The sequence below is a fragment of the Microbacterium sp. NPDC089189 genome (genome assembly GCF_040685095.1).
Lineage (GTDB): Bacteria > Actinomycetota > Actinomycetes > Actinomycetales > Microbacteriaceae > Microbacterium.
This window is the reverse complement of the sequence record NZ_JBFBHG010000013.1, coordinates 81,386-101,762: the sequence shown is the minus strand read 5'-3', so window position 1 is coordinate 101,762 and position 20,377 is coordinate 81,386. Positions and strand designations below refer to the sequence as shown.

22 protein-coding genes, 2 tRNA genes and 1 pseudogene are annotated in these 20,377 nt (G+C 70.9%); 7 read left to right on the top strand and 18 right to left on the bottom strand.

The window, feature by feature from the left end:
* Window positions 1-96 (bottom strand): annotated as a pseudogene (locus AB0N73_RS09435) (hypothetical protein); the annotation flags it as partial.
* Window positions 97-322: 226 nt separating this feature from the next.
* Here AB0N73_RS09435 and AB0N73_RS09430 point away from each other — a divergent pair.
* From AB0N73_RS09430 to AB0N73_RS09420, 3 genes are all read left to right on the top strand, one after another.
* A complete protein-coding gene (locus AB0N73_RS09430; RefSeq protein WP_363562719.1) occupies window positions 323-883 on the top strand; it encodes a hypothetical protein in 561 nt (186 codons plus the stop codon).
* A 153-nt stretch (window positions 884-1,036) separates the two neighbouring features.
* Window positions 1,037-1,444, top strand: a complete 408-nt coding sequence (locus tag AB0N73_RS09425; RefSeq protein WP_363562717.1) for a DUF4383 domain-containing protein — start codon at window positions 1,037-1,039, stop codon at window positions 1,442-1,444.
* Complete coding sequence (locus tag AB0N73_RS09420; protein WP_363562715.1) at window positions 1,441-1,983, top strand: hypothetical protein; 543 nt, start codon at window positions 1,441-1,443, stop codon at window positions 1,981-1,983. Before AB0N73_RS09425 ends, AB0N73_RS09420 begins: the two co-directional genes overlap by 4 nt.
* Before the next feature lie 8 nt (window positions 1,984-1,991).
* On the opposite strand, the gene AB0N73_RS09415 is transcribed toward AB0N73_RS09420, so the two are convergent.
* Window positions 1,992-2,297: a hypothetical protein gene (locus tag AB0N73_RS09415; protein ID WP_363562713.1), complete on the bottom strand. Its 306-nt coding sequence runs from the start codon at window positions 2,295-2,297 to the stop codon at window positions 1,992-1,994.
* A gap of 236 nt (window positions 2,298-2,533) precedes the next feature.
* On the opposite strand from AB0N73_RS09415, the gene AB0N73_RS09410 reads away from it, so the two are divergent.
* Window positions 2,534-2,857 (top strand): ATP-dependent DNA ligase, encoded by a 324-nt coding sequence (locus AB0N73_RS09410; protein ID WP_363562711.1) that lies wholly within the window; start codon window positions 2,534-2,536, stop codon window positions 2,855-2,857.
* Window positions 2,858-2,884: 27 nt separating this feature from the next.
* Here the strand turns inward: AB0N73_RS09410 and AB0N73_RS09405 are convergent, their stop codons facing one another.
* The 7 genes from AB0N73_RS09405 to AB0N73_RS09375 form a co-directional block, all read right to left on the bottom strand.
* On the bottom strand, window positions 2,885-3,958 hold the full coding sequence (locus AB0N73_RS09405; protein WP_363562709.1) for an FUSC family protein: 1,074 nt from the start codon (window positions 3,956-3,958) through the stop codon (window positions 2,885-2,887).
* An 89-nt stretch (window positions 3,959-4,047) separates the two neighbouring features.
* Window positions 4,048-5,172: an acyl-CoA desaturase gene (locus AB0N73_RS09400; protein WP_363562707.1), complete on the bottom strand. Its 1,125-nt coding sequence runs from the start codon at window positions 5,170-5,172 to the stop codon at window positions 4,048-4,050.
* Window positions 5,173-5,344: 172 nt separating this feature from the next.
* Window positions 5,345-5,641, bottom strand: a complete 297-nt coding sequence (locus AB0N73_RS09395; protein ID WP_363562705.1) for a hypothetical protein — start codon at window positions 5,639-5,641, stop codon at window positions 5,345-5,347.
* 188 nt (window positions 5,642-5,829) lie between these two features.
* Complete coding sequence (locus AB0N73_RS09390; protein ID WP_363562703.1) at window positions 5,830-6,468, bottom strand: pyridoxal 5'-phosphate synthase; 639 nt, start codon at window positions 6,466-6,468, stop codon at window positions 5,830-5,832.
* 4 nt (window positions 6,469-6,472) lie between these two features.
* Window positions 6,473-6,676 carry a hypothetical protein gene (locus AB0N73_RS09385; RefSeq protein ID WP_363562701.1) on the bottom strand — a complete coding sequence of 68 codons (204 nt, stop codon included), beginning with the start codon at window positions 6,674-6,676 and terminating at the stop codon, window positions 6,473-6,475.
* Window positions 6,677-6,685: 9 nt separating this feature from the next.
* Complete coding sequence (locus AB0N73_RS09380; protein ID WP_363562699.1) at window positions 6,686-7,672, bottom strand: Gfo/Idh/MocA family oxidoreductase; 987 nt, start codon at window positions 7,670-7,672, stop codon at window positions 6,686-6,688.
* 206 nt (window positions 7,673-7,878) lie between these two features.
* A tRNA-Glu gene (locus AB0N73_RS09375) sits at window positions 7,879-7,951 on the bottom strand.
* A 110-nt stretch (window positions 7,952-8,061) separates the two neighbouring features.
* On the opposite strand from AB0N73_RS09375, the gene AB0N73_RS09370 reads away from it, so the two are divergent.
* Complete coding sequence (locus AB0N73_RS09370; RefSeq protein ID WP_363562697.1) at window positions 8,062-8,700, top strand: MBL fold metallo-hydrolase; 639 nt, start codon at window positions 8,062-8,064, stop codon at window positions 8,698-8,700.
* A gap of 68 nt (window positions 8,701-8,768) precedes the next feature.
* Here AB0N73_RS09370 and AB0N73_RS09365 read toward each other — a convergent pair whose 3' ends face one another.
* The 5 genes from AB0N73_RS09365 to AB0N73_RS09345 all read right to left on the bottom strand — a co-directional run bounded on the left by AB0N73_RS09365 (window position 8,769) and on the right by AB0N73_RS09345 (window position 13,770).
* On the bottom strand, window positions 8,769-9,038 hold the full coding sequence (locus tag AB0N73_RS09365; protein WP_363562695.1) for an HPr family phosphocarrier protein: 270 nt from the start codon (window positions 9,036-9,038) through the stop codon (window positions 8,769-8,771).
* Between the two features lie 34 nt (window positions 9,039-9,072).
* Complete coding sequence (locus AB0N73_RS09360; protein ID WP_363562693.1) at window positions 9,073-11,130, bottom strand: fructose-specific PTS transporter subunit EIIC; 2,058 nt, start codon at window positions 11,128-11,130, stop codon at window positions 9,073-9,075.
* A gap of 24 nt (window positions 11,131-11,154) precedes the next feature.
* Window positions 11,155-12,099, bottom strand: a complete 945-nt coding sequence (locus tag AB0N73_RS09355) for a 1-phosphofructokinase family hexose kinase (protein ID WP_363562691.1) — start codon at window positions 12,097-12,099, stop codon at window positions 11,155-11,157.
* Complete coding sequence (locus AB0N73_RS09350; protein ID WP_363562689.1) at window positions 12,096-12,881, bottom strand: DeoR/GlpR family DNA-binding transcription regulator; 786 nt, start codon at window positions 12,879-12,881, stop codon at window positions 12,096-12,098. Before AB0N73_RS09350 ends, AB0N73_RS09355 begins: the two co-directional genes overlap by 4 nt.
* 115 nt (window positions 12,882-12,996) lie before the next feature.
* Entirely contained in the window at window positions 12,997-13,770 is a 774-nt protein-coding gene (locus tag AB0N73_RS09345; RefSeq protein WP_363562687.1) for a hypothetical protein, read from the bottom strand.
* A gap of 124 nt (window positions 13,771-13,894) precedes the next feature.
* On the opposite strand from AB0N73_RS09345, the gene AB0N73_RS09340 reads away from it, so the two are divergent.
* The gene (locus AB0N73_RS09340; protein ID WP_363562685.1) at window positions 13,895-15,964 is read left to right on the top strand and encodes a DUF262 domain-containing protein; all 2,070 of its coding nucleotides are present in this window, start codon (window positions 13,895-13,897) and stop codon (window positions 15,962-15,964) included.
* Here the strand turns inward: AB0N73_RS09340 and AB0N73_RS09335 are convergent.
* Window positions 15,961-16,614, bottom strand: coding sequence for an SUMF1/EgtB/PvdO family nonheme iron enzyme (locus tag AB0N73_RS09335; RefSeq protein ID WP_363562682.1), 654 nt, complete (start codon window positions 16,612-16,614; stop codon window positions 15,961-15,963). The two genes, AB0N73_RS09340 and AB0N73_RS09335, sit on opposite strands and share 4 nt — an antisense overlap.
* Window positions 16,615-16,649: 35 nt before the next feature.
* Here AB0N73_RS09335 and AB0N73_RS09330 point away from each other — a divergent pair, with 35 nt between their 5' ends.
* The gene (locus AB0N73_RS09330) at window positions 16,650-17,735 is read left to right on the top strand and encodes a hypothetical protein (RefSeq protein WP_363562680.1); all 1,086 of its coding nucleotides are present in this window, start codon (window positions 16,650-16,652) and stop codon (window positions 17,733-17,735) included.
* A 17-nt stretch (window positions 17,736-17,752) separates the two neighbouring features.
* On the opposite strand, the gene AB0N73_RS09325 is transcribed toward AB0N73_RS09330, so the two are convergent.
* From AB0N73_RS09325 to AB0N73_RS09315, 3 genes are all read right to left on the bottom strand, one after another.
* Window positions 17,753-17,824 (bottom strand) — tRNA-Gln (locus tag AB0N73_RS09325).
* Window positions 17,825-17,896: 72 nt separating this feature from the next.
* A complete protein-coding gene (gltX, locus tag AB0N73_RS09320; RefSeq protein WP_363562678.1) occupies window positions 17,897-19,411 on the bottom strand; it encodes a glutamate--tRNA ligase in 1,515 nt (504 codons plus the stop codon).
* 11 nt (window positions 19,412-19,422) lie between these two features.
* The gene (locus tag AB0N73_RS09315; RefSeq protein ID WP_363562723.1) at window positions 19,423-20,373 is read right to left on the bottom strand and encodes a LysR family transcriptional regulator; all 951 of its coding nucleotides are present in this window, start codon (window positions 20,371-20,373) and stop codon (window positions 19,423-19,425) included.
* Window positions 20,374-20,377: the final 4 nt, after the last annotated feature.

Here is a 20,377-nt window from a genome sequence, read left to right as displayed (position 1 = left end):
ACGAGGATAGCCACCTATCCCTAAAGCAACATCTAGTGCAAGAGAACCACTTGGAATTGTCGAGATTTGTTGGTCGATTTTTTCGCCCAGTTTCATTCTTCGTGTCCGGTCCGACGCATCCCCCGAGCGGTATATCGGCCTCCCAGAGACCTGCCAGGAACCCCGAAAACCCCCGTCTTTCCGGGGCTGTCGGAGCCCCTCAGCCCCGTAATCCGTGGATTCTCCGCCGCGCATCCCATCCGATTCGCGGCCCGGGTCGGATGACCCTCTGTGCGACGAAAGCCGCACGAGAACGACAAGACGGAAGCCAAAGGAGAAATCGATGCGTAACACCACGAAGACCCGTTTCGGACTGATCGCTACCGCGGGAGCCGGCGTCGCCGCCCTCGCCATCACGGGCCTGGCCCTGCCCGCACAGGCGGACGAGCGCGGCTCGTCCACCGACTGGACGCAGATCTCGTCGTCGCTGACGGCGCCGGTCGACGCCCTGCAGACCTGGATCAGCGACGCTGTGAGCGCCGACGGAACGACGGTGGCCCCGGTCACCGGTGTCTCCCCCGACACCTCGGTGGGCGATGTCAGCCTCATCGAAGGCCCCCTGACCGGAGACATTCTCTCGGGCAACCAGGCTCCGATCGCGTCGGGCAACGACGTCTCGGCTCCGGTGGGCTCGGGTAACGACGTCACGGCACCGGTCGACGTGACCGCGCCGGTCGAGGCCCCCGTCGGCTCCGGCAACGACACCTCGGTCGATGCCCCGGTGGACGCGGGCAACGACAACGGTGTCTCGGTCGGCGACATCGGCGCCGACGTGAGCGACATCGTCGACAACGTGACCGGCGACCTCGACAACGTCCTCGACCTCGGTGGGATCCTGCGCTGACCGCACTCCCTCACGGATGGCGTCGCCCCTCAGGGGCGGCGCCATCGTCGTATGACGACATCTTCCTGCGCGGCCAATCCGATTCACCGCACCGCACGAATCACCACCAGATGCGACGGACGTCGTGTCTGCACATCGACACCGGAGGTCCTCATGAGCTCTTCACCCAACCGTCTCATCGCCGTCGTCTTCGGCGCCGTCTACCTGCTGGTGGGACTGCTCGGCTTCGCCTTCACCGGCGGCGTCGACTTCCTCGCGACCAGGGGCGGTCTGCTCCTCGGCATCTTCGAGGTGAACCCGCTGCACAACATCGCACACCTGTTGATCGGCGGCGCACTGCTGATCGCCGGCCTCGCCTCCGTGCGGGCCGCCAAGACCGTCAACGTCATCGTCGGTGCCGCCTACCTGCTCCTGGGCGTCGTCGGCTTCTTCCTGGTGGGGACCGCCGCCAACATCCTCGCCCTGAACGTGCCGGACCACTTCCTGCACCTCGGCAGTGCGGTCATCCTGCTCGGCGTCGGCCTCGGGGCCGACCGCTCGGCTCGGACCGCCGTCGCGTGAGCACCGTCGTGCCCACGGCCACGACCGGGAGGACGACCTCGTTCTCCCGGTCGTGGCCGTCGGCCGCGGCGTGGGGCGCCGGGCTCGTCCAGGCCTCACTGGGCGCCGGTGCGGTCGTCGCGTCGGAGTCGACGCCCGCCGCTCGTGCGCTCGGCGTCCTCCTCGTCTCCGCGGGGCTCGCGGCTCTGGTCTGGGGCGGCGTTTGCCTTCACCGCGGGCGACTCGTCCTCCCCACCGTCGCGCTGACGGCATCCCTCGCCGGGATGCTGGCCGTCACCGGCCTGCTCGCGATCCTCCCCGAACGCACGAGCGTGCTCGCCGTGGGTATCGCGATCGTTCTCCTCATGGTCGTCGCGATCGGCGCGGTCGCCGCGCGTCGTCGATCATCACGCCCCGCGACGCCCTCCGTCTGGGGACTGATGGTGGCCGCCGCGCTTATCGCCGTGCTCGTGACGCCGGCGCTCGGAGCCGTCCAGAACAGCATCATCGTGCAGGAGGACGGCACGCTCCCCGTCGTGCCCACGCACTCCGGGCACTGACGACGACGTCAGCGGGATCGTGCGAGGAGGTGCTCCTCGGCCCGCTCGAAGACCAGGGTCTGCGCCACTTCCACGCATCGGTCGTACCGCGTCCCCGCCATCACCACGAAGACCGCGCCGACGACGTCGACGAACCCCACGGTCGCTTCGCCGCGCAGAGCCCGGTAACGGTCGGGCGACACCCTCTGCCACTGCACCCCGTCATGCGGCTCCGGCAGCGCCGCCGGGCGGCGCGGGGCCAGGTGACGAAGCGCGTCCCAGACGTCGGGCTCGGTCGTGACCACCGCTGAAGCGGACTGTGTCTGCGTGCCCATGGGTGGCCTCCTCGTCGCCGTCGTCCTCCTACCCTCGCCGTTGCACCTGGAGAACCGGACGGCTTGACCCGGTGCGGCTGATCGTCTACACCCCACCGGACCGTCCCCCCGGCGACATGTGTCAACCCCCTCGGACGCGCACGACCACGGGGCGAAGGTGGAAGAGCGCACCCCGGGACCTGAGCTTCTCGCGCAGTCCCCCACCCCCGCGGACCGCGTCGGAGCAGGGAGCACACATGGGCAGATTCACGTACGACGGCGGCGCACGAGTCGATGTCGAGGACCGCGCGCTCGCGCATCTCCAGGCCGTGATGGGCGCGAAGCTCCGTCGCGGCGAGGCGTTCTTCTTCGCGTGGAAGGACGAGGTGAGCCTCGGCAGCGGCCGCACGGCCGTCTGGATCCATGCTCACGCACATCTCGTGTTCACGTTCTCGGGCAGCCGGTCGCCCGCGATCAACCGGAGCTGGCTGGAGGCACTCATGCACACCGCGAACTCCCCGACCGGCCTCTATCTCGTACCGGAGCCGCCGCAGGGCGCCGCCGAGGACATCCGCGGCTGAGGGCTCCCGCCCTCGTGCGTCAACCGGTCAGACGAAGGGCCGGGAGGCGTCGACGATGCGACGCAGACACGTCGCCACGGTGAGGTCGTCGGCGGACGCTGAAGCTGTGCCCCGCACGGCCTCGTCGACCGCGTCCACGTAGGCCTCGACCGCGTGCTCCGCCGCCGCGAGCAGGTCCGTGGCGGCCTCCGCCTCGGGCGCGGCGGCGACGAGGTCCGCGCTCCGACGGATCGCCTCCGCCAGCAGCGGGGTCGGTTCTTCCCGCGACGCGAGACCGACGATCATCACGTCGGCCAGGTCTCTCGCGAAGAAGACGATGCGCTCCAGCGCTCGCAACCGACGCGCGTTCTCCTCGTGCGTGTCGACCGATCGCCTTGCTCGGGGGTTGCCCCGCCGACTCATGCCGGCCTCGCGCACCTCGGCGGCGACATCCGTGACCGAGATCGCGAGCGCATCCATGTCCGACTCGACCCGGGGCGCATCGAGGGAGCCCGCGCGTGCCGCGTCGGCGAGGTCGCGGAGACGCTCGGCGGTCGCATCGCGCAGCACCGAGAGCCGCCGGCTGGCGCGGCGCACGTACACCGGAGGGAAGAGCAGCAGGTTGACGGTCACGCCGACGACCACGCCGAATGCCATGGTCACGATGTACGACAGCGAGAAGCCGTCGGCATCCGCTCCGCCCAGCAGCAGGACGAACAGCCCCGCGATGGCGATCCACTCCCGTCCGACACCGAACGCGCGGATGCCGCCCAGGGCGACGCCGAGCCCCACCACCAGAGCGACCGCAGCGATCCGCGGAGCCCCGGCCGACACCGTCCACAGCGCGGCGAGCCCGATCGCGATGCCGGTCGCGAGTCCGAGGATCGCCTGCAGACCCGAACGCGCCGAGTCCGCCAGGGTCGGGTACATGCTGACGAGGACGCCGAGCGGCGCGTAGTACGAGTACTCGGCGTCGGCGAAGGGCACCCACGGCGCGAGATACCAGGCGATCGCCGCCGCGAGCGCGGTCTTGGCGGCGAGCAGCAGACGCGAGGCCTGCCACACATCGGATCCGGCGGCGCGCAGGGCACCGGCAGCCGTCACGGCCGTGCGGGAGCGCATAGAACCTCCTCAGGACCCGCCGACACTATCCGGTCGGCCGGGCTCCCGAAGGGTGGTTGACGAGGGCTGCGGAGCGGTGGACGCCGGGTTCAGGCGGCAGCGGATGCGCGGCGCAGCTCGGTACGCGACGGGCAGTCGAACGGATCGCGCGCGGCGAGTCCGACGCGGTTCAGGTAGTCGATGACGATGGCGTAGGAGCGCCAGAGGCTCGTCTCGGTGTAGGGCACACCCAGGGTGCGGCACTGCTCGCGGACGATGGCGCGTGCGTGCGACAGGTGCGGGCGCGCCATGCTGGGGAAGAGGTGGTGCTCGACCTGGTAGTTGAGTCCGCCCATGAGCCAGGTCGCCCACCATCCGCCGCCGATGTTGCGCGACGTGCGCACCTGCTTGCTGAAGAAGTCGAGTCGAGCGTTGGGCGCGATGACCGGCATGCCCTTGTGGTTGGGGGCGAAGGACGCACCCATGTAGACGCCGAAGACGGCCATCTGGACGCCGATGAAGGCGAAGGCCATTCCGAGCGGGAGGAAGAGGAAGACCGGCACGATGAAGACGGCGAGGCGGAGCGCGATGAGTCCGAGCTCGAGGAACCGGCCCGGGATCTTCTCGCGCGTGGTGACCAGGTGCTTGACGCCCAGGTAGTGCAGGTTGAGGCCCTCGAGCGTCAGCAGCGGGAAGAAGAACCAGCCCTGATGCTGCGTGATGAGGCGGCGGATCCCGCGCGCCTCGGCCGCGTCCTCTTCGAGGAAGGAGATCGTGTCGACTTCGATGTCGGGGTCCTTGCCGACCCGGTTCGGGTTGGCGTGGTGGCGGCTGTGCTTGGAGTCCCACCAGGAGTAGCTGATGCCCACGACGCCGCAGGCGAGGATCCGCGCGAGGCGGTCGTTGCCGGGCCCGGTGCGCAGGATCTGGCGGTGCGCGGCCTCATGGGCCAGGAACGCGGCCTGCGTGAACAGGATGCCGAACGCCCCCGCGATGAGCAGCTGGAACCAGCTGTCGCCGAGCAAAATGAAGCCGGCGACGCAGCCGGCCATGCCGAGGAGGATCGCGCCGCCGACCATGGCGTAGAACCACGGCGTGCGACGCAGGAGCCCGAGTTCCTTCACGACCTGCGACACCTGGGTGTACGCACGGGCGATCGGTGGGAAGCTCGCCTCGCCGGCGTAGGTCTGACGGACCGGTCCGAGGACCGAAACAGGCGGCGAGGATACGGGCATAAGCGGCTCCTTGAGTCTCTGCAGCGAGACCCTGAAGCCCGAGCTGAATGCGGGAGACACGTGCGGCCACCCGGTCCTCCTGACCATACGCGGTCGGGGGCGGATATCCCGGGAACCGACACGATGCACAGGACACCCGCAGGTGATCGAAACGTCGTGGTGGCGAGGACGCCTAGGCGCGCGACGCGGCGTTCACCGCGCGGAGACCCGACGTCCGCCGCCGACGGCGGCGCGTCTCGGACACCGGGCGGGCGGTGGCGGACGCGCGGGCGTCCTCGAGCGCGGACTTCGCGCGGGCATCGTCGGCGTACACGCCCACCACGCGCCCGATGGCGTCGTAGGCGGTCGTCCCGTCGGCGTCGATGGTCAGGTGGCCGGCGTACTCGTCGCCCGCGTGGGCGACGTGGACGTCATGGTCGGCCTGGAACCAACGCAGTTCGGTCGTGGCGGACAGGGGGAAGGACAGCATGGCAGAAATGGGGTATCGATTCGATGTCGCGGCGTCCGCAACGCAGAGGGCGGACGCATCGCATCGCGGGGGCGATGCGGAGAAGGGAGCTGGTGGTCGAATCCGTCTTTGGATCTGACCGGAACGCTCACCGCGTGCAAAGGAAGCGCACGCAGACTCCCTCACTCTACACGAATCGTTCGTGCGTGTCACGGCTGCAGGCGTTCAGCCTCCCACGCGTCGCCCTCGCGGCGGTAACGGAGCCGGCGATGCAGCCGGTCCCGACTCCCCTGCCAGAACTCGATGGAGAGCGGGACGAGCCGCAGCGCGACCCAGTCCGCAGGGCGCGGGACATCCGGGCCCTGCTCGTCCTGCAGCGCCCGCGCCGCATCCCCGAGATCCGCGAGTGTCGCGGACTCGTCGAAGACCGCGGATTGCCGCGCGACCGCGGTGGCGGCGCGCGACGCGGGAGACCGCGCCGCGAACAGCGCGTCCGACTCGTCGTCGTTCAGCTGCTCGATACGTCCCTCGAAGCGCAGCTGCTGCATCGTCTCGCGCCAGTACACCTGGAGCGCCGCCCGGGGGTTCTCGGACAGATCCGCGCCCTTGCGGCTCGCACGGGACGTTCCGAAGACGAGGCCGCGGGCGTCGACGCGCTTGACGTCGACGGTCCGCGCGCTCACCGCACCCTCGGCGGATGCCGTCGCGAGCGTCATGGACAGCGGTTCGCGCACCGCGCTCAGCGCGGCATGGTGCAGCCACTCCTCGAGCATCACGAACGGATCCACCGGCGGCGCCTCGAAGGCGCGGAGGTCGCCGGCGGCGGCGCCCGAGAGCGGCCCAGCCACCTCGTCAGCCGAGGACACCGAGCAGCTCCAGTGTCGGGGCGATGGTGATGCCGACACCGGCCGACACGCAGATCACCACGGCGTACCAGCGCCGGCTCCGCGCGCGGACGCCGCCCGAGCCCCATCCGAAGGCGACGGCCGCGATGACGCCGCCGATCACCAGGAGCGCGCCGAACGCGATGATCAGCCACAGCACGAGTTCGCCCACGCCGACAGGCTATCGCCCCAGCATCGCCCGCCATGTGTCGAGGATCCCTGCCGTGGCGCGGCTGTCGTTCCAGGGCATCTGCGGCGCCGCGCGACGACCGGCCGCCGCCGCGGCGACGAGCGCGTCGGCCTCGGCCGCGAACGGGTTGACCTCCGGGAGCACGATCGATGCGCCGGCGCCCGGGACCCTGACCTCGAACGAGGATGCCGAGCGCGCACCGCTCCCCCATCCGGACGGCGCCACGATCTCGCCGGCGTCGCCGACGATGCGGATCTCCCGCGACAGCGGGCGGGTGATCGAGGCGGCGACGTTCGCCACGAGGTCGCCTACCACGAGGCGCGCACGCGCGTCGATGTCGACGCCGGAATCGGGATCGACCTCGCCGTCCGCCGCCTGGACCGTGAGCCCGGCGGGGTCGAGTCCCGCCCAGCGGGCGATCGCGACCGCGGACGAGACCGGATATCCCCCGACGTCGTAGATCGCCCCTCCGGCCAGCAGCGGGTCGAACAACCGCCCGGTGCGGCTCGGCGCCGCGAAGCCGAACGACGCATGGATCTCACGGACCGCACCGATCCGACCGGAGCGGATCTCCCGTTCGATCCGCTCCGAGAACGGCGTGAACCGGTACTTGTACGCCTCGACCACCGGACGCTGCGCCCGGTCGGCGGCGGTGAGGACGGCGGAGGTCTGATCGAGCGACGGCGCCAGCGGCTTCTCGCAGAGGACCGGCTTACCCGCGGCGAGAGCCGCCATCGCCACCTCCGCGTGCGTCGTGTGGACGGTCGCGACGTAGACCGCGTCCACGTCGTCGCGGCGCACGACGTCGTCGTACGTTCCCGAGACGCGGGCGCCGATCTCGCGGGCGAACGCGTCCGCTCGGGCCGCGTCGGCGCTGCCGACGGCGTGCAGCACACCGAGGGAGGAGTCCGGGAGCGCCGCGGCGAAGACCCGCGCGATGGCGCCGGTACCGAGGATCGCCCAGCGCGCGCGTGCCATCGAGACCTTCCGACAAAGAAGAAGCCCCGACCGTTACCACGCGGCCGGGGCGAGACGAGTGAGAGCTCGCCTATCCCTCTCAGCATACCCCGGATGCGGCGGCGCGGACACCACGGCGACCCGACAACATCCCAGGATGCAGAAAACCCCCCGGGTGACCGGGGGGTTTTCATTGTCGCAGGGATACATTCTCTGTAGTATCCGAGTGACCCCAGCGGGATTCGAACCCGCGTTACCGCCGTGAGAGGGCGGCGTACTAGGCCGCTATACGATGGGGCCGCTGCCGTGGCAACCGTTCAAGTATGCCATGCGTTTTCTGCTCATGCAAAATCGAGCCGGGAACGGCCCGTCGCTTGCCGTCCGGAGGCCCGGGGATGTTGACTCGGCTCATGCGAGTCACGAAGCACGAGCACGCCGCCCTGACCCTCGAGAAGCACGGCGAGAAGCTCCTCATCGATCCAGGCATCTTCACCTCCCCCCTCCCCGACGCCGAGAACGTCGCCGCACTCGTCATCACGCACGAGCACCCCGACCACTGGACGGGCGACCACATCGACCGCATCCTCGCGACGAACCCCGGCCTGCCGATCTATGCGCCCGCGGGCGTCGTGGCCGCCGCTCCCGGCTACACGATCACCGAGGTGTCCCCCGGTGATCGTGTCGACGTCGGTCCGTTCCACCTCGAGTTCTTCGGCGGTGAACACGCCCTCATCCACAAGAGCATCCCGGTGATCGACAACGTGGGCGTCCTCGTCGACGACGCGTTCTACTACCCCGGCGACTCGTTCTCGCTGCCGAAGGGAGCCCATGTGGCGCTGCTGGCGGCGCCCGTCGGCGCGCCGTGGCTGAAGATCGGCGACGCGATCGACTTCGTGCTGGCCGTGGCGCCCCGGCAGGTGTTCGCCACGCACGACATGACCCTGTCCGTCGCGGGCCGCGACATGGGCCGGGAGCGCCTGCGGTGGGCCGCCGAGCAGCACGACGGCGAGCTCGTGATCCTCGAGCCCGGAGACAGCGCCGAGATCTGAGCGCCTCACGACGAAGGCGGACGCGGCGACCGAGGTCGCGGCGTCCGCCTTCGTCGTGAGGCGCGTGCTTACTGGGCGTCGAGATCCGTCTCGAGAAGCGCCACGAGCTCGTCGAGCGCCTGCTCGGCGCCGTCGCCCTCGGCCTTCAGCGTGACGACCGAGCCCTTGCTGGCTCCGAGGCCGATGATCGACAGGATGCTCCCGGCGTTGAGGTCGGGACCGCCCTCCGCCGCGATCGTCACGGGGATCTTCTTCTCCTGCACGGCCTGCACGAAGAGCTTCGCGGGGCGGGCGTGGAGGCCCGAGTTGCTGGCGATGGTCGCCTGACGTTCTGCCATGAGTTGTTCCTCTCGTCTAACGCTTCCTATGCTCTCAGGCCGTGACGGGTTCTGCCGCCGCTTCCGCCTGGGAGAGTTCCTTGCGCCCGACCCAGGTCTTCAGTGCCACGACCGCCAGCGCGGACACCACGGTGCCGGCGATGACGGCGAGGAGGAAGCCCCACCACGGGTCGATCGCGAAGAGCACGAAGAGGCCGCCGTGCGGAGCGAGCGACGAGACGCTCAGCGCCATGCTCAGCCCGCCCGTGACCGCGCCGCCCAGCATCGACGCGGGGATCACGCGCAGCGGGTCGGCGGCGGCGAACGGGATCGCTCCCTCGCTGATGAAGGCGGCACCGAGCAGCCAGGCGGCCTTGCCGTTCTCGCGCTCGACGGGCGTGAACACCCGACGCGAGAGCACGGTGGAGGCGAGCGCCATCGCGAGCGGCGGCACCATGCCCGCGGCCATCACGGCGCCCATGATGAGGAACGGGACGGCGTGGACGTCGCCCGTCGACGCGCTCGCGAGACCGGCCGTGGCGAAGGCGTACGCGACCTTGTTGACGGGTCCGCCGAGGTCGAAGCACATCATGAGACCCAGGATGACGCCGACGAGCACGATGCCGGACGTGCCGGCCAGGTTGGTCAGGCCCTCGTTCAGCAGGTCCATGAGCGCGGCGATCGGCCGGCCCAGGAAGAGGATCATCAGACCCGACGCGACGATCGACGCGATGAGCGGGATGATCACGACGGGCATCAGGCCCCGCAACCAGCGCGGCGCATCGAGGCGACCGATCCACCAGGCGATGAAGCCGGCGAGGAGACCGCCGATGATGCCACCGATGAAGCCCGCGTTCATGAGGACCGCGACGGCTCCCGCGACGAATCCGGGGGCGATGCCGGGGCGGTCGGCGATCGCGAACGCGATGTAGCCGGCCAGGGCCGAGACGAGGAAGCCCATCGACGTGGAGCCGATCATGAAGGCGACCGAGCCCAGATACTGACCCAGGCCGCCGGCGGGGAGCTCCCACAGCGAGTTGTTGACGATCACGTCGGCCGCGTTGTCGGTGACGTTGTAGCCGCCGAGCAGGAACCCGAGGGCGATGAGCAGACCGCCGCCGGCGACGAACGGGATCATGTAGCTGACGCCGGTGAGCAGGATCCGCTGGATCTTCGCGCCCCATCCGATGCGTTCGGTGGCCGACGGTGCGCTCTGCTGTGCCGTCGCCGCCGCCACGCGCGCCGAGCGCGGGTCGCGCGCCGCCGCGATGGCCTCGGTGATGAGCGCGACGGGCTGCTCGATCCCCCGCTTGACCCCGGAGCGCACGACGGGCTTGCCCGCGAAACGCTGGGGCTCGCGCACATCCACGTCGACCGCGAAGATCACGGCGTCCGCGTCGTCGATCGTGCTCTGGGGCAACGCCTTGTAGCCGCTGGAGCCCTGCGGCTCGACGATCAGGTCGATGCCCTGCTCCTTGCCCGCGGCGGTGAGGGCGTCCGCGGCCATGAAGGTGTGGGCGATGCCGGTGGCGCACGCGGTGACGGCGACGATGCGTGCCGGGCGTCCGTCGACCTGCAGGTCGGATGCTCCGGCCTCCGCCTTCCGGGCGGCGCGTGTGCTCTCCGGCGCCAGCGCGGGGGCTGCGGCCGGCGCGGGCTCACCCTCGCCGATGGCGGCGCGCACGATCCCGACGACCGCATCGGCATCCGCCGCGGCCCGCAGGTCGCTGGTGAACTGCTCCTGCATGAGGTTGCGCGCCAGTCGCGACAGGACCGCGAGGTGCTCCTCGGCCGCATCGGCGGGTGCGGCGATCAGGAAGACGAGGTCCGCGGGGCCGTCGGGCGCGCCGAAGTCCACGCCGGGCGTGAGCCGCGCGAACGCCAGCGAGGGCGTCGTCACAGCGGCGCTCTTCGCGTGCGGGATGGCGATGCCGCCCGGGAGGCCGGTCTCGTCCTTCTGCTCGCGGTCCCACGCGTCGGCGAACAGGGCCTCCGCGTCGTTCGCGCGGCCCTCCGCGACGACGAGCTCCGCGAGGGCTCGGATGACGGCGGCTTTGTCGCCGCCCAGGTTCTGATCGAGGCTGACAAGGCCCCGGATGATGGTGTCGGACACGATGACCTCCAGTGGTCGGGGTTGTCAGCGGGCGAGATGCTCGATGGGGATGTCGACGGCGGGGAGATCCGCCGGCGTGGGGGGTTGGGTTCCGGGCAGTGACGCGGCGGCCGCGCCGTACCGCATGGCATGGCGGAGCCGCTCCGCGGGCGACGCTCCGGCGACGTCGGCCAGCAGGAAGCCCGCCAGCGAGCTGTCTCCGGCGCCGACCGTGCTCACCGCCTCGATGCGCGGGGCGGTTCCCACCCACACGCCGTCGGCCGTCACGAGCAGCGCGCCCGCGGCCCCCAGCGTGATCAGCGCCGCGCCGACCTTCTCGGGGACGAGGGTGCGAGCGAGCCGCACGAGGCCGTCGATGTCGCCAGGGTCCGCGGCCGCCCCGGTCAGCTCCGCGAGTTCGTGCTCGTTCGGCTTGATGAGGTCGGGCCGGGCGTGCTCCACGCTGGCGTGCAACGCGGGTCCCGAGGTATCGACCGCCACGCGCGGCGCCGCGGCTCCGTAGGCCGACCGCACTGCGGCGATGATGCGCGCGTACAGGTCGTCCCCGGCCCCGGGCGGCAGCGACCCGGCGAGCACCAGCCAGTCGGCGCCCGCGGCGGCATCCACGGTCGCCGCGATGAGCGCCGCGACGTCGCCCTCGCTGAGCGGAGCCCCGGGCAGGTTGATCTTCGTCGTGATGCCGTCGGGATCGAGCACGGTGAGGTTCGCGCGCGCGTGTCCGACGATCGGCACGATACGCAGCGGCAGGGCCGTGGCGGCCAGGACGGCGGCGTAGGGGTCGGTCGCGGACAGCGGGATGACGGCGGTCGTGCCGACGTCCGCGGCGGCCGTCGCACGCGCGACGTTCACGCCCTTCCCCCCGGCGTCCTCCCGTGACGAGACGGCCGCCTGCACCTCGCCGGGTCGGAGTGCCGCGCCCAGTGTCACGGCGCGGTCGAGCGAGGGGTTCGCGGTGACGGTGACGATCATGCGACCCGCACCTCCACTCCGGCGTCATGGAGCGCGGCGGCGAGTTCCACCGGGGGCGCGGCATCGGTGACCAGCACGTCGATGTCGGTGAGCGGGGCGAACCCGACCAGCAGCTCGAGATCGAACTTCCGGGCGTCGCTGACCACGATGACCCGTCGCGCCGCTGTCACGATGGCACGCTTGACCGCCGCCTCTTCCGGGTCGGGCGTGCTCAGACCGAACGGCGCGGAGACGCCGTTGGTGCCGATGAAGGCGATGTCGGGGCGGAGGCCCGCGATGGCGAGTGTCGTCGACGCCCCGACGGCGGCGCCCGTGACGCCGCGCACGCGGCCGCCGACCACGGTGAGCGCCACGCAATCGGATGCCGTCAGCGCGGGCGCGAGGGCGAAGGCGTGGGTGACCACATCCGCGGTGCCCTGCGATGCGCCGAGGTAGGCGGGCAGGGCCGCAGCGACGGCGCCCACGGTGGATCCGGCGTCGAGGTAGATCGATCCGGCGAAGCGCTCCCCCACCTCGGCCAGCGCGCGCTGGGCGATGCGCTGCTTGAGCTCCGCGTGCTCGCCCATGCGCTGGCCCAGCGAGATCTCGCGCGTGCTCGAGCGGTCGGGCGCCACGGCGCCGCCGTGGACGCGGCGTAGAAGCCCCTGCTCCTCGAGGACGCCGAGATCGCGACGGACCGTCTCGGTCGTCACCTCGAACCGCTGCGCCAGATCGACGACGGCGAGCCGCCCTTCGGCGTCAAGAATGCGCGTGATCGCGTGATGGCGCTCCGTTGCGTACATGGGAAATCCTCCTCGATTCCCACAGAATACAACACAGATCCACAGATATGAAGGCCCCGAGAGCAGCGATGGCCCCGACCCTCACCGGGTCGAGGCCATCGCGGGGTGCGAAGGATCAGGCTTCGCTCATGGCCTGAACGGCGGCCTGCCCCTTGGCGGCGTAGTAGGCGGCACGCGCCGCATCCTTGCGCGCCTGCTCGGCGTATCCGGCATCGAGGACGGCCTGGTCGACGGCGACGCTCTCGACGGTGTTCACGCCGTTGTACTTCTCGATGTAGGCGTCGAGCTCGGGTCCGCTGGTCCACGACGTGATCAGGCAGTAGCGCGGGTCCGTGCCGTTGTGCGTCGCCGCGTGCCACAGCCGCTGCGTGTCGATGATCAGCTGCGCACCGGCCGGAAGCGCGATGCGCACCTCACCGCGCGGGTCGGTGCGATTCTCGCGCAGCACGAAGTAGCTGTCGGTGTCGTCGGTGAGGTTGAAGAAGCCCCGCACGACCCATCCCGTGCCATCCGGGTTCAGGCGGTTGTTGTCATCCTGGTGCAGGTTGTACAGGCACTCGCCGTAGGGCGTGGGCTGCAGCTCGATGACGCGGCAGCGCCCGACGTTCGCACCCGGCTCCTGCGCGCGGCGGGTGAGGTTCGGGGCCTTGGCCACCTGCGAGTCGATCCAGACGCCGTCCTTGTCGGTGCGCGGCGGCTTGTGGTTCCAGAACCCGTTGCACTCGATCTCGCCGAAGGCGCTGGCCAACGGTGCGAAACGGGTGTCCCCCGACGACTTCCAGTCGTTGTACTCGATGTCGAGCCATTCCTTGGGGTCGAGCTCCTGGTTGTAGCTGTCGAGGACGACGTAGCCGGTCTCCTCGAGAGCGGCGGACTTGATGTAACCCATGACGAATCATGCCTTTCGGTGGGGGGTCAGCGCGTTTTTACTGGCCCAGGTAAGGCCACCCTACTCGTCGCCCCCGCGAAGTCCCGGGTAGCCGGCAGAGCGTCGCGACCTCCACCTAGAGTGGATGTCGGCGGCCCGCATCGCCGAGGAGAAACGCACGGTGGGAGACGAGAACGAGCACATGGTCAGCGCCACGAATGTCGATGCCACCGCCGTCAACACCATCGCCTGGCTGACCGCGTCCGACACCTCGATCGTCGTCCCCGTCTACCAGCGGCAGTACCGGTGGGACATCGGCGCCTGCGAGCAGTTGCTCTCCGACATCCGCGCCGTGGCCGACCTCGACGACGGCAGCACGCACTTCCTCGCCTCGATCCTGTCGTCGCGCGGCAGCGGGCCGGATGAGGGCGAGCTCGTCCTCATCGACGGGCAGCAGCGCATCACCACGCTCATGCTGCTCATCGCCGCGCTGGCGCACACGGTCGCGGGCACCGACGCGGCGCTCGCGGCGGAGCTGCACCGGGTTCTGGTGCGGCCGGGCGACCCCGTCCGCACCAAGCTCCGACCCCATCGCGCGTGGGCCGAGGTGTTCGAGCGGGTCATCCTCGGGGACTCCTCCCCCGCCGGCGACGATCCGGAGTCGCGATTCGACGACAACTACGCGTTCTTCCGCAGCCAGATCCGCGCCGACGAGGCGCCGCGCATCTGGCGCGGTCTGCGGCGGCTGGAGCACGTCGCGATCGCACTCGGCGCCGACGCGAACGCGCAGCAGATCTTCGAGAGCCTCAACTCGACGGGCGAGCCGCTGCGCGACCACGAGCTGATCCACAACTACATGCTGATGGGGCTCACGCACGCCGAGCAGACCGATGTCGAGGATGCGTTCTGGCTCCCGATCGAGCAGAACACCGGCGAGACGATCGCCGACTTCTGGCGGCACTACCTCGTCATGCGCACGGGTCGCGAAGTCACCGGCGGCGGAGGCCGTGCGGTCTACGACGCGTTCCGCCAGGAGTTCCCGGTGCTCGATCTCGACGCCCTCCGCAGCGCGGCACGCGAGTGGAAGGAGTTCTCGGAGATCTACCGGGTCCTCCTCGAGCCCGCTCACGCCCCCGACGAGCAGGTGGCGCAGCAGCTGCGCCACCTCGCCACCTTCGGGCGGGGGATGTATCCCCTCGTCATGCACGCCTACCGCGACTGGACGACGAGCGCCATCGACGCCGCCGCGTTGATCGACACGCTCGAGGCGGTGCAGTCGCTGCTGCTGCGGCGTGCGGTCTCGGGCCTGTCCAACGATCGCCTCGTCGCACGCCTGTGCCGCGCCCGCGCCGAGGGTGCCGACGCTCTGGGACGGGCATTCGGGCGCATCACTCCGTCGGACGAGCGCGTGCGGATGGCGCTCAAGTTCACCGCGCTGCCGCATCCCGCCTACGTCCTGGGCCGGCTGTCGGGGGCATCGAGCCTCACCGATCTCGCGATCGAGCACATCGTGCCACTGGCTCCCGCCGACACCTGGAGCGGCGACGGCATCCGCCCGTGGGCCGACTACACGGACGACGAGCAGAACAGCCACCGCGCGCTCGCGGCGACGCTCGGCAACCTGGCGCTGCTGGAGGAGCCGCTCGTCGAGCGTGTCATCGACCGCTCGTTCCCCGACAAGCGCGCCGCCTACCGCGCGAGCGATCTGCCGACGACGACGGAGATCGCCGCGTACGCGGCGTGGAACACGGCGGCGATCGCCGCGCGCACGGCGGAGCTCACCGACCGCTTCCTCGCGATCTGGCGCCGCCCCGTCGACGTCGCGATCGACGACGACGACCTCACCCCCATCCTCGACGCGAAGCGCCGTCGCGGCTTCCCGCCGGGATGGCAGCGCGAATGGTCGTACGTCGAGTACCGCGGCGAGCACTGGGAGGTGCCCGACATCAAGTACCTGTTCAACCGGGTGTTCGCCCGGCTCTGGGCGGACTCCCGCGCGGATGTGGTCTCGTTCAGCGCCCGTCGCGGCGGCCCGGTGTACGAGACGCGGGCCTGGAACGGCGCCTGGGACACCCTCGGCGACAACGCCTACCTCTACATGGGATGGGACTCGCGCTACATGCTCGCCGCCGTCCAGGGCGTGCTCGAAGAAGCGGGCATCGCCGCCGAGGTCTTCGTGAAGTACTCCTACATCGGCAACGCGATGCGGGACTAGAGCTCCGTCGCCCCGCGGGCCAGGCGCAGCCCGACGTCGTCGTGCTCGGAGCCCGGTCGACCGCCGCGACGCGCCGAGGCGCGTGCGCTCCACGAGTCGTCGGCGTAGCCGCCACCGCGGAAGACCCGGTACTCGTCGTCGCTGTCGGGGTCGAAGAGATCCCAGCACCACTCCCACACGTTCCCCAGCGTGTCGAACAGACCGTTCAGGTTCGGCATCTTTCCGCCGACGTCCTGCGGCGACGAGACGCCGTCGGCGCTGGTCCACGCGATGTCGGGGAGCGATCCGTAGTGCGCGGCGTGGGAGCCGGCGCGGCAGGCGAACTCCCACTCGATCTCGGTCGGGAGCCGGTAGCCGTCGGCATCCGGGTGCCACGTGACCTCGGGTCCGTCGAAGGTGTACGCCGGGTCCCATCCCTCCCACTCGGATGCGGCGTTGCACAGCCGGACGGCCCGCATCCAGCTGACGCCCGTGACCGGGCGCCGAGGGTGACGCGACGGCAGGCCGATCATCTCGGCGGCGATCTCCTGGGTCACCGGGAAGACGCCGAGCTCGAACGGCAGGACGTCGACCGTGCGCCGCGTCCGGCCCCGCGCGTCCTGCAGCGCGAGCGAGCCGCCCGCGATGGGCGCCATCTCGATATCGACCATCCGCCCACTCTAAGCGCGCCCCTAGGATCGAACCGATGACGGCGAGCGTGCACCCGGAGACCCCGGTCGATCGGCCCCCTGCCCTGCCGTGGTGGCGCCGGCTCCTGCGCAGCCCGCTCGCCGGGGCCGCGGTGTGCACTGTGATCGCCGCACCGCTCTACGTCACAGGTCGGGGGATGGAGCTGCCGGGCTATCTGCTCGCGCTCGTCGCCGGATGGCTCGTGGCCGTGTCGTTCGTCGGCGCCACCGCCCGCCTGCCCGCGCCGTGGGGCATCGTCCTGCACATCGCGGGCGCGGTGGCCGCCGTTCCCCTGCTGATCGCCATGGCCTCGCCTGCCGCGCTTCCGGAGGACGTGCCCGATCCGCTCCGCGCCCTGGCGCTTCTCCCCCGACTCGCCGCCGCTCCCGCGGCCGGGTGGATCTGGCTGACGCTCCTGGCCCGTATCAGCGGGAGGGTGAACGCGGGCTCGGCCGCCCGCGCCGCGACACTCGCGGTGCCGGCGTGGCGGCACGTGGGCCGTCGCTGGATCCTCGATTTCCCCGCTGTCCCGATCGGCTCGCGGTCGTTGCGGTGGACGCTGATCGCCGCCGGAGGCGCCGTCGCGGCCATCGCCCTCACCGCGCTGATCCTGCTCTACGACACGGTGACGCGCCTCGGCCCGTACCCGCTGATCCTCGCCTTCGGCCTCCTGCTGGCGCTGCCGGCGCACGCCGTCGTCACCGCTCTGCTGCGTCGGCGCACGGTGCCCGCCCGGATCGAGGTGACGGTCGACGCGCTGCGCATCTTCCTCGACACAGACACAGACACAGACACAGACGCGGATGCCGGTGGCGCGCGCCCCGCCTTCGTCGCCCCGTTCGCCCGCGCCACGCTGCTGCTGTGGGAGCAGTCCGGCGAGGGTGCGCGTCTGGAAGCACGCCTCGCGGACGGCAGGGATGTGGTGCTCCTGGCGGGGGTCGCGCGGGCCCCACGCGGCTCGGCGGCGCTCCTGCCGCCCCTTCCGCGGAAGGTCGTCGAGCTCTGGGCCGGCTCCGGACTCGAACGGCGTCCGACGCGGTCGGACACGCGCGTCGCCTTCGGTCCGCGGCGCGCGTCCGGGCAACGAAAAACCCCCGCCTGAGCGGGGGTTTTTCACAGCTGGGGTACCTGGACTCGAACCAAGAACAAAGGTACCAGAAACCTCCGTGTTGCCAATTACACCATACCCCACCGGGTCAGACCGAAGTCGTACCGAAGATCGAGTTTAGTCGACTCCTGCGGGCCTGACAAATCGAGCGCGTGTCACCCGACGCGATCGACCAGTGCTCCGAGCCGGCGGATGCTCTCCTTCTTGCCGAGGAGCTCCAGCGACTCGAAGAGCGGCGGCGAGATGCGGCGACCGCTCGCCGCGACCCGCAGCGGCCCGTACGCGACACGCGGCTTGAGACCGAGGCCGTCGATCAACGCGGCCTGCAACGCCTCCTGCACCGCCGCCGCCGTGAACTCGGCCTCGGGCACCAGCTCCAGCGCACCGACCGAGGCGACGAGCACCTCGCCCGCGTTGGCGGGGAGCGACGCGAGGGCGTCGTCGGCGTACTCGACGTCGTCGCGGAAGAGGAAGCCCACCAGGGCGGGAACCTCCCCCAGCAGCTGGACGCGCTCGTGCACGAGGGGCGCGACGGCCGAGATCAGCGCGCGCTCGCGGTCGGTGGGCGTCTCCCCCACGACGCCCGCGGTGACCAGATACGGCAGGATCCGCGTCTCGAACTCTGCGGGCGACAGCATCCGGATGTGGTCGCCGTTGATCGACTCGGCCTTCTTCTGGTCGAAGCGCGCGGGGTTCGGGTTGACGTCGGCGATGTCGAAGGCGGCGACCAGCTCGTCGAGCGAGAACACGTCGCGGTCGGGGGCGAGCGACCAGCCGAGGAGGGAGAGGTAGTTGAGCAGGCCCTCGTGGATGAAGCCCTTCTCGCGCTGCAGGAAGAGATCGGCCTGCGGGTCGCGCTTGGAGAGCTTCTTGTTGCCGACCTCGCCGAGCACGAGCGGCATGTGGCCGAACCGCGGCACGAAGTCGGTGACACCGGCCTCGACGAGCGCGCGGTAGAGCGAGAGCTGCCGCGCGGTGGAGGGCATGAGGTCTTCGCCGCGGATGACGTGGGTGATGCCCATCAGCGCGTCGTCCACCGGGTTCACGAAGGTGTACAGCGGGATGCCGCCGGCACGCACGATGACGAAGTCGGGGAACGACCCGGCGGGGAACGTCACCTCGCCGCGGATGAGGTCGACGTAGGTCAGGTCTTCGTCCGGCACCCGCAGGCGCCACGCCGGCTCGCGGCCCTCGGCGCGGAAGGCGGCCTTCTGCTCGTCCGTGAGGTCGCGGTCGAAGTTGTCGTACCCGAGCTGCTTGGCGCGCCCGTTCGCGGCGTTGCGGGCATCGATCTCCTCGGCCGTCGAGTAGCTCTCGTACACGACACCGGCGGCGACGAGCTTCTCGAGCACGCCGCGGTACAGGTCGTGGCGCTGCGACTGGCGGTACGGCGCGTGGGGACCCCCGACCTCGACGCCCTCGTCCCAGTCGATCTCGAGCCAGCGCAGCGCATCGAGCAGCTGCTGGTAGCTCTCCTCGCTGTCGCGCGCGGCATCCGTGTCCTCGATGCGGAAGATCAGCTTGCCGCCGTTGTGCCGGGCGTAGGCCCAGTTGAACAGCGCGGTGCGGATGAGGCCGACGTGCGGCAGACCGGTGGGCGACGGGCAGAACCGGACGCGGACGTCCGAGCCGCTGGCGGTCGTGGTGCGGGGATCGGGTGCGGAAGCCATAGACCTCCAGCCTAGCCGCGTGGCGCCGATCGTTCCGTGGCCGCCGCGGCCTCGCTCACCGCCGCCAGGGCGGCACGGAGGGCGGGGACACGCTCCGCGCCCTGCGCCGTGACCGTGTGGAGCGTCCGCTGCGCGCGGGGCGGGAGCGGGACGGCGCGGATGCCGGCGAGGAGCGGGAAGGACGACACGGCGAGCCCCGGGAGGGTCGCCACGCCCGTGCCGCGCGCGACGAGACTCTCGACGGCGACGATGTTGTCGGTCTCGAAGGCGATCCGCGGGGTGAATCCGGACCGCTCGCACAGGTCGAGGAGGTGGCCGCGGCATCGCGGGCACCCCGCGATCCACGACGCCTCGGACAGGTCGCCGAGGTCGGCGACGGCGGCCGCCGCGACCGCGTGCCCCTCGGGCACCACGACGTACATCGGATCGACGCCGATCCGGTCGACGGCGAGACCCCGCGCACTCGCCCCGTGCGGATCCTCGCGGTCGCCGGGGAAGCTGAAGGTGAGCGCGATGTCGGCGCGATCCTCGCGGACGGCGGCGACGGCCTCGGGCGGCTCCGCCTCGACGTACGTGACGACGACACCGGGCGCGCGGTCAGCGAGAAGAGCGAGCACGCGCGGCACGATCGTCGGCGACGCGGAGGGGAATCCCACGATGCGCACGCGGCCGGAGTGGAGTCCCCGCAGTTGATCGAGCTCCCCCGCCGCCGCATCGATCGCCAGGGCGACCGCGCTCGCGTGCCGCGCCAGCACCTCGCCGGCGGCCGTCAGCCGCACCCGTCGCCCCACGCGCTCGACGATCGGCATGCCCACACGACGCTCGATCCGCCGGACGTACTGGCTGATCGCGGGCTGGCTGTACCCGAGGGCCGCGGCAGCCGCCGTGATCGATCCCGTATCTGCGATCGCCCGCACCACACGGAAGGCGTGCAGACCGGGGTCGCGTTCGGCATCCGTCATCTCG

Bases quoted from the DNA above. Each gene is read 5' to 3' on its own strand.
- AB0N73_RS09430 (WP_363562719.1), top strand. From the start codon at position 323: ATGCGTAACACCACGAAGACCCGTTTCGGACTGATCGCTACCGCGGGA.
- AB0N73_RS09425 (WP_363562717.1), top strand. From the start codon at position 1,037: ATGAGCTCTTCACCCAACCGTCTCATCGCCGTCGTCTTCGGCGCCGTC.
- AB0N73_RS09415 (WP_363562713.1), bottom strand. From the start codon at position 2,297: ATGGGCACGCAGACACAGTCCGCTTCAGCGGTGGTCACGACCGAGCCC.
- AB0N73_RS09410 (WP_363562711.1), top strand. From the start codon at position 2,534: ATGGGCAGATTCACGTACGACGGCGGCGCACGAGTCGATGTCGAGGAC.
- AB0N73_RS09405 (WP_363562709.1), bottom strand. From the start codon at position 3,958: ATGCGCTCCCGCACGGCCGTGACGGCTGCCGGTGCCCTGCGCGCCGCC.
- AB0N73_RS09400 (WP_363562707.1), bottom strand. From the start codon at position 5,172: ATGCCCGTATCCTCGCCGCCTGTTTCGGTCCTCGGACCGGTCCGTCAG.
- AB0N73_RS09395 (WP_363562705.1), bottom strand. From the start codon at position 5,641: ATGCTGTCCTTCCCCCTGTCCGCCACGACCGAACTGCGTTGGTTCCAG.
- AB0N73_RS09380 (WP_363562699.1), bottom strand. From the start codon at position 7,672: ATGGCACGCGCGCGCTGGGCGATCCTCGGTACCGGCGCCATCGCGCGG.
- AB0N73_RS09370 (WP_363562697.1), top strand. From the start codon at position 8,062: ATGCGAGTCACGAAGCACGAGCACGCCGCCCTGACCCTCGAGAAGCAC.
- AB0N73_RS09365 (WP_363562695.1), bottom strand. From the start codon at position 9,038: ATGGCAGAACGTCAGGCGACCATCGCCAGCAACTCGGGCCTCCACGCC.
- AB0N73_RS09355 (WP_363562691.1), bottom strand. From the start codon at position 12,099: ATGATCGTCACCGTCACCGCGAACCCCTCGCTCGACCGCGCCGTGACA.
- AB0N73_RS09350 (WP_363562689.1), bottom strand. From the start codon at position 12,881: ATGTACGCAACGGAGCGCCATCACGCGATCACGCGCATTCTTGACGCC.
- AB0N73_RS09345 (WP_363562687.1), bottom strand. From the start codon at position 13,770: ATGGGTTACATCAAGTCCGCCGCTCTCGAGGAGACCGGCTACGTCGTC.
- AB0N73_RS09340 (WP_363562685.1), top strand. From the start codon at position 13,895: ATGTCGGCGGCCCGCATCGCCGAGGAGAAACGCACGGTGGGAGACGAG.
- AB0N73_RS09335 (WP_363562682.1), bottom strand. From the start codon at position 16,614: ATGGTCGATATCGAGATGGCGCCCATCGCGGGCGGCTCGCTCGCGCTG.
- AB0N73_RS09330 (WP_363562680.1), top strand. From the start codon at position 16,650: ATGACGGCGAGCGTGCACCCGGAGACCCCGGTCGATCGGCCCCCTGCC.
- gltX (WP_363562678.1), bottom strand. From the start codon at position 19,411: ATGGCTTCCGCACCCGATCCCCGCACCACGACCGCCAGCGGCTCGGAC.
- AB0N73_RS09315 (WP_363562723.1), bottom strand. From the start codon at position 20,373: ATGACGGATGCCGAACGCGACCCCGGTCTGCACGCCTTCCGTGTGGTG.